7 protein-coding genes are annotated in these 6024 nt (G+C 63.0%); 1 reads left to right on the forward strand and 6 read right to left on the reverse strand.

The genetic code is table 11. The features are described 5' to 3' along the window. A partial coding sequence (lspA, locus tag OBACDRAFT_RS15590; RefSeq protein WP_052362095.1) for a signal peptidase II occupies positions 1-532 on the forward strand: 532 nt, incomplete at its 5' end. A gap of 114 nt (positions 533-646) precedes the next feature. Here lspA and OBACDRAFT_RS15595 read toward each other — a convergent pair. From OBACDRAFT_RS15595 to OBACDRAFT_RS15620, 6 genes are all read right to left on the reverse strand, one after another. After that, positions 647-1177 (reverse strand): hypothetical protein, encoded by a 531-nt coding sequence (locus OBACDRAFT_RS15595; RefSeq protein WP_043587176.1) that lies wholly within the window; start codon positions 1175-1177, stop codon positions 647-649. A gap of 339 nt (positions 1178-1516) precedes the next feature. Continuing rightward, positions 1517-2245 (reverse strand): YebC/PmpR family DNA-binding transcriptional regulator, encoded by a 729-nt coding sequence (locus tag OBACDRAFT_RS15600; RefSeq protein ID WP_043587177.1) that lies wholly within the window; start codon positions 2243-2245, stop codon positions 1517-1519. Between the two features lie 42 nt (positions 2246-2287). Next, the gene (locus OBACDRAFT_RS15605) at positions 2288-3235 is read right to left on the reverse strand and encodes an exosortase/archaeosortase family protein (RefSeq protein WP_232767205.1); all 948 of its coding nucleotides are present in this window, start codon (positions 3233-3235) and stop codon (positions 2288-2290) included. Positions 3236-3433: 198 nt separating this feature from the next. Continuing rightward, a complete protein-coding gene (gene surE / locus OBACDRAFT_RS15610) occupies positions 3434-4288 on the reverse strand; it encodes a 5'/3'-nucleotidase SurE (RefSeq protein WP_232767212.1) in 855 nt (284 codons plus the stop codon). Between the two features lie 32 nt (positions 4289-4320). Then, entirely contained in the window at positions 4321-5046 is a 726-nt protein-coding gene (locus OBACDRAFT_RS15615) for a suppressor of fused domain protein (RefSeq protein ID WP_052362096.1), read from the reverse strand. Between the two features lie 180 nt (positions 5047-5226). Further along, on the reverse strand, positions 5227-6024 hold a 798-nt coding region (locus OBACDRAFT_RS15620; protein ID WP_232767214.1), incomplete at its 5' end, for a cytochrome c oxidase assembly protein.

Below are 6024 nucleotides of genomic sequence, written 5' to 3' on the forward strand. Positions count from 1 at the left end.
GTGTCCGCCCGCCCGCTGGACACGCCTTCGTGCCTACCGCCTGCTCTGGTGGCTCGGGTTCGCAGTCCTCGTGCTCGACCAAGCGACAAAAACCTGGATCGCCCAAAAACTCCCCTTCAACACCTACGGCTGGCCGGGGCAGATCGTCGTGATCGAGGGTTTTTTCAACCTCGTGCATGTCGGCAACACTGGCGCGGCCTGGAGCCTCTTTGCCGGCAAGAGCTTTTTTCTCGCCATCCTTGCCGCCGCGACCCTTGGCGGCATCTACCTGTGGCGACACCAGCTCGGCCTGCGCTCCCGCGTGGCCCAGGTCGGGTTCGGACTCCTCTGCGGCGGCATTGTGGGCAACCTCGTTGACCGGCTCCTGCACGGACACGTCATCGACTTTCTCGACTTTCATTTCGGCGGCTACGTGTATCCAACATTCAATGTCGCGGACATGGGCATCTGCATCGGAGTCGGCATCTACCTCATCCACTCCCTCCTCCAGCCCGGCCCGGGAAAAAACGAAAACGGAGGGCGGGTCTCCTGACCCGCCAGACGCGGCGCAGCCGCGCCCATCCGATCCGTCCAATCCCGGAAGTGCGAGACTTGCTCTCACGCGCAGACCTCTCAGCGGGTCAGGAGACCCGTTCCTCCTTGCCCCTTACAACTCGATCCCCTGCGGTGCCTTTGCGGCCTCGGCTTGCAGCATCTTGACGCCCTGATCCGCCTCGGGATTGGCCACGCTGGTAAGCTTCCAATCCCACGGTTTCCATGAACCCCGCCGCCATTCAAAAGTCGTTTCAGCCTGTGTCTGGCCGGAGACCTGAATGATCGCCTGCGCGACCGGCGAGCCCGAACCATTGACGCGAATGACGCTCCTGACCGTGGCCGTGTGGCGATCCTCCGACAACTCCACCTTGTGCGGGTGGCGGTCGATCGAGCACACGATAAAATGACGCCGCACCGTCTGCGCCAGCACGATGACCTCATCGCGGGTCAGCCCCCAGCCATCCTTGTAGTCGAGAGCCACCACGGAGGTCACATCCTTGAAATCGTTGTCCGCCACGCCATCGATCAGCTTGCCCCAGGCCCGCTCCACGCCGCGCACCGGACTCAACCACGGCAGGGCAAGAAAGATGGCCAGCAAAACAAGGATAAAGACAACGGTGCCAAGGAGTCGGGATTTGGTCATGGGAGAAAAATTCGGAAATTAGGGATGGTTCAAAAGGGAGGTTCTAAAAATTGAAGAAAACAGCGAAGACGCGAAGCCGCAAAGATCAGAGTAAGGCGTTTTGAATTTTATATCTCATTTGTAGTTGGTTAATTGATAAATAATCTGGAATTTTTCTTCCTTTGCGCCTTGGCGACTTTGCTGTTCAAAAACGTATTTTTAGGAGTTCCCAAAAATACATTGGTCACAGAGGACACGGAGGTTTGCCGGTGAATGAACGATGCAGGAGTCGCGTGTGTTTTTTGACCACGGATTTCTCGGAGTCTTGCGGACCTCCGTGTCCTCTGTGACGAAAACTTTTCACGCCAGCGCGGCCCACACACGTTGCACGTCGTCGTGATCTTCGAGGGCCTGCAAAAATTCTCCGACATCGGCGCGCTGTTCGTCGGTGAGTTCTGGGCATTGCTTGGCGACATGGCCGAGTTCGCTCGTAACGACGGTCCAGCCATTTTGCGCCAGCCAGACGGAGGCGGAGTGGACGGCGGCGCGGTCCACGAGGAAGCGCACGCCGAGGCGATCCTCCGGGATGTCATCGTTCTGGGCGTGCGTGAGCGGAGAAAAATCGTTGGCCCCGGCCTCGATTGCGGCGGCCTCGGGATCGGCGCCCGGCGCAGTGTGCGCCTCGACGATGCCCACATGGTCAAAGAGGAACTTGTTGCTCCCGGCGGCCCCCAGGATGCCCTTCTTGAAGAGCACGCGAATCTCCGGCGTCGTGCGTTGCACATTGTCGGTGTAGGCCTCGACGATCACCGCGACCTTGTGCGGCGCGTAGCCCTCGAAGGCCACGGCATCCATGGCCATTTTTTCGCCGCCCACGCCCGCGCCTTTGCTGATGGCGCGCTCGATGACGTCGCGTGTGACACTGGCCTTTTTGGCCTTTTCGACCGCGGCGAAAAGCCGGGCGTTGGCCGCAAGATCGGCCCCGCCGAGTTTGGCGGCGACGGTGATCTCTTTGACGAGTTTACCGACCACCTGACCCTTTTTGTTGTTAACGATGGCGCGTTTCGCGTGAAGCCATTGGCGTCCCATAGAGACGCTAATCGTTACCGCACGGACGCCTCACATCAACCCTCAACTCCGCCCGACCGCCCCCTTTTTCCACGAAAGCCATCCGATCAACCCCAGGCCGCACCAGAGGGCGATGGTGCCCACCACCTCGTGCATTGCGTGGTAGTGACCCGGAAAACGCGGGGCCAGCAGGCAAATCACCGTGATGCGTAGCAGATTGAAAACGCATCCCGTGACGGCCCCCAGCGCCGCCAGCAACACGAGCCGGCCCAACGGCTGGCGGCTGATGCCCCCGGCAAGCAAGGCCAGCAGCACGCTCGACGTGATGAGCCCGAAACCATTGCACTCCGTCGCCACGACAAACGACTGCGACCCCGCGCGCAACATCAGTCCCGGCTGTCCCGGCTGCCCAAACAGGCTTAACCCCGATGTCACCCCGATGGACTCAAGCAGCCAGGCCGAGTTGACGCCCGCGATCTGGCGCAACGGCCAGTCGAGTATCGGGAAAAGCGGGATAATCACCAGCAACGCCGCGATCCCGATGACCAGCGGACGCAGAAACAGCCGGTAGGGAGCCTCGCCAAACAACAGGCGCAGGCAGCCCGCGAGCCCGAGCGCCATGCCGGGCAGGACGAGCAACGGCAGGCGCAACCAGCGCGCCAGCGCCACGCACCCAAACGCGAGGGCGAGGAAAAAAAGCGCTCCATTGCTGAACTGGCCGTTCACGCGCAACTGCCGCCGGTGCACCCAGCCGATGAGCACCGCGGCTGAGCCGATGAGGATGATCCCCTGCATGATCTGCTGTCGCGCGGCGGCCTCGGCGGCCACCCAGCGCGTGACCGGCCAGAAAACGAACCCCGTGCATACGACCAGCAACCATGCGAGCCAGGGATGGTTGTCGTTGGAGGGCTTCGGAGCCGTGGACGCGGAAGAGGCGGCGGAGGCGGTCGCGTGGGCAACGGACTGGGCGGACGAGTCAGGTGTGTTGGGCGTGGCAGGCGGCTGAGTCATTACGGATGAGACTGCTAAATGTGCGCAGTGATCCATCGCAGGGCCAGCCAAAGGTATTGGAAAACTCACACGGAGTACAGAGGCAACGGAGGGGAGGGCGGGTCTCCTGACCCGCCAGACGCGGCTTCAGCCGCGCCCATCCGAAAGGACGGGAAGGGATGGAAGACCGGAATTGCGGCGCTTCGCGCCGTCGGCGGGTCAGGAGACCCGCCCTCCAGAGACTGGCGCTCCCAAGCGGGTGTAATCGAGAATGCTGTGACTGATGTTGCCGGCGGCGAGCGTGGCCTTGTCAGTGACCAGACCGGGGGGCGAAAGGTCGGCGGCATCGGAGTAAATGAAGCGGTGCGTGCCGTCGTCCGCCGCCGGACTGAACAGGCCGGGCACGCGAACTTGGGCGGGCACGGTGCGATGGACCGGCGTGTCGGCACGGCAGGGAAGGGGGAAGTTGACGTTGTGAACGGTGAAGGGCGCGGGCGTGGCGAGTTGCGGCGGCAGGAGTTCGTTGACGAGCCGGACGGCATGGGCGGCGGAGGCCTGGAGCGTGGCTCCGAGTTCGGCGTCGATGGGTTCGCCGTTTTTCAGGCGGACGAAAAGGGGCTGGTTGAGTTCCTGCGAAAAGGCGATGGCGGGGAGGCCGTGCAACGCGCCTTCCCAAGCGGCGGCAATGGTGCCGCTGGCGAGGATGAAGCCGAGCGAGGTGTTGCGGCCGAGATTGATGCCGCTGACCACGGCATCGACATCGGGCCGGGTGGCGGCGGGTTCGTCATGGGTGGGGGCCGGGTGACGCGGCAGCAGGTGGGCGAGGGCGATGTTGACGCAGTCGGCGGGGGTGCCATCGACCGTCCACGCGGGGCAGCCGAAATCGCGCCGGGCAAGGGCGGAGGCAACGGGACGGTGGCGGGATTTGGCGGCACCGGTCCAGCTTTGCTCGTGCAGCGGGGCGACGATGAACAGGTCGTGCCCGGCGGCTTGGAGGGCATGGACAAGAATGTGGAAGAGCGGGCTGTCGATGCCGTCGTCGTTGGAGAGAAGGAGGCGCATGTCGCGCTCCATGCAGAAGATGGAGCGCGGGGGGGGCAAGCGCGTTAGACGAAACGCCACCAAGGTTTCTCGGTGACGGATTTGCGGGAGACGTCCAGCAGCGCGGTGACTTTCCGGGCGAGGATCAGTTTCATCAGGGCGTCAGGGCCTTTCTTTTTTTGGAAGGCATACTCGGAGCCGCTGAGGGGAAGGAGCGCGAAGAAGTGGATGGTCTTGCCTTCGTGATGGAGCGTCCAGAACTCCTTCGAGGTTGTCTGCGGGCGGATCAGCATCATGGACGACATGCGGGTGTTGCCGGCAAAGGGGATGGGCGGGTCGCCGTTGGGGATCGTGTGTCCTTCCCAAATCCAAGTGTCCTGTTCGTGCGGGAGGCTGGCGATGCGGCGCAGCCAGTGCAGGGGCCAGGCGTGTTCCTCGCGTCTTTGCTCTTCGGGCGTCATGCGCCAGGTCGAGGGCAGGCACATGATGAGTTCGGCAAAGCGGTGGTCAGCCGCCTGGGGCGGAGCGGGCATGGGCTGGCGGCTCATGCCGGAGGTGATGATGGTGTAAAAGGGACGTTCCCGCACGGGGTTGACCACGATCAGGTCGATGGGGATGGGTGAGTCGGGAGCGTCGTTGAGGATGTTGCTGATGTGTCCGATGTGTTGCTGGACGTGACGGGAAACGAGCGAGAGGGTCGCTTCCGGGGCGGCTATGGGGGGCCGGGTGTGGGAGATGACGAGCGCAGGGTCCGACCCCACGCTGACTTCCTGGGTGGTTGCCTCATTCATGGCTGGGAGTAGGTGCAGGTATCCGAAAGCCGGCGAAACGGGAGTATTTTGCCGGGAAGCTCCCAAGGGCGAGGGCTTCAAAGAGCAATCTTTTGGCGTGATTTGCCGTCGATGGCGAGTGGAGAGGCGGTTCGGCACACCCCTATTACGTGCGGCGATTCAGAAAGAAAGCCTGGCTAATCATTCAGCTGTCTGCGGGGCGCTGTTTTCCGATTTCTGATACCAGTGATAAAAGGCCCGGATGAGCATGAGGAAGGTGACGCTCATGCCGCCGAGTTTCATGATGCTGGCGCCGAGGAGTTGGTCTTGTTGCGGGGAGAGGCTGGCGAAGAGTCGCGGGGCGTATTCGTAGGTGGGATACAGCACGTCGCTGGAAAAGGCGATGAAGGCGAACAGGGGCGTCATGGCGATGGTGACGCCGACGAGGTAGAGCATTTGCAGGGGCGGGTTGAGCGCGGGGAGGTGGGGGTCGCGGCTGAAGAGGGGCCACCAATAAAAGAGGGCGGCTCCGAAAAAGGTGATGTGCTCGATGATGTGAACGGTGCGGTTTTGCAGGGCCAGGTCGTAGGCGGCGGGTGCGTGCCAGGCGGAGAGGACGAGGGTGTAGATGAGGGCGCAGGTGAGGGGATGGGTGAGGAGGCGGAGCAGGGGGCGCAGGCCGGGGGAGCGGGTGAGGGGAGTGAGGAGCCAGACGGGGAGGCCGGTGAGGAAGAGGATGGCGGCGGGGTAAATGAGGAGCATGTGCTGCACCATGTGGGCGCTAAGGAGGAAGCGTTCGCCGGCCTGATCGAGGGGGGAGCCGACGGCGAGGTAGAAGATGATCAGCGCGGAGTAGAACCGGAGGGCATCGTTTTTTGGATACGCCGCACCGGGGGCGATGCGGTGGCGGAGGGGGCCGGTGCACAGGGCGTAGAGCCAGCCGAGGAGGATGAGGCCGCCGATGAGGAGGGGTTCGTGTGCCAGTGCCGCCAGTCGATC

The organism is Geminisphaera colitermitum TAV2 (genome assembly GCF_000171235.2).
GTDB lineage: Bacteria > Verrucomicrobiota > Verrucomicrobiia > Opitutales > Opitutaceae > Geminisphaera > Geminisphaera colitermitum.

Coding starts and splice junctions, on each gene's coding strand:
- surE (WP_232767212.1), bottom strand. CDS start 4,288: ATGGAGCGCGACATGCGCCTCCTTCTCTCCAACGACGACGGCATCGAC.
- OBACDRAFT_RS15595 (WP_043587176.1), bottom strand. CDS start 1,177: ATGACCAAATCCCGACTCCTTGGCACCGTTGTCTTTATCCTTGTTTTG.
- OBACDRAFT_RS15615 (WP_052362096.1), bottom strand. CDS start 5,046: ATGAATGAGGCAACCACCCAGGAAGTCAGCGTGGGGTCGGACCCTGCG.
- OBACDRAFT_RS15600 (WP_043587177.1), bottom strand. CDS start 2,245: ATGGGACGCCAATGGCTTCACGCGAAACGCGCCATCGTTAACAACAAA.
- OBACDRAFT_RS15605 (WP_232767205.1), bottom strand. CDS start 3,235: ATGACTCAGCCGCCTGCCACGCCCAACACACCTGACTCGTCCGCCCAG.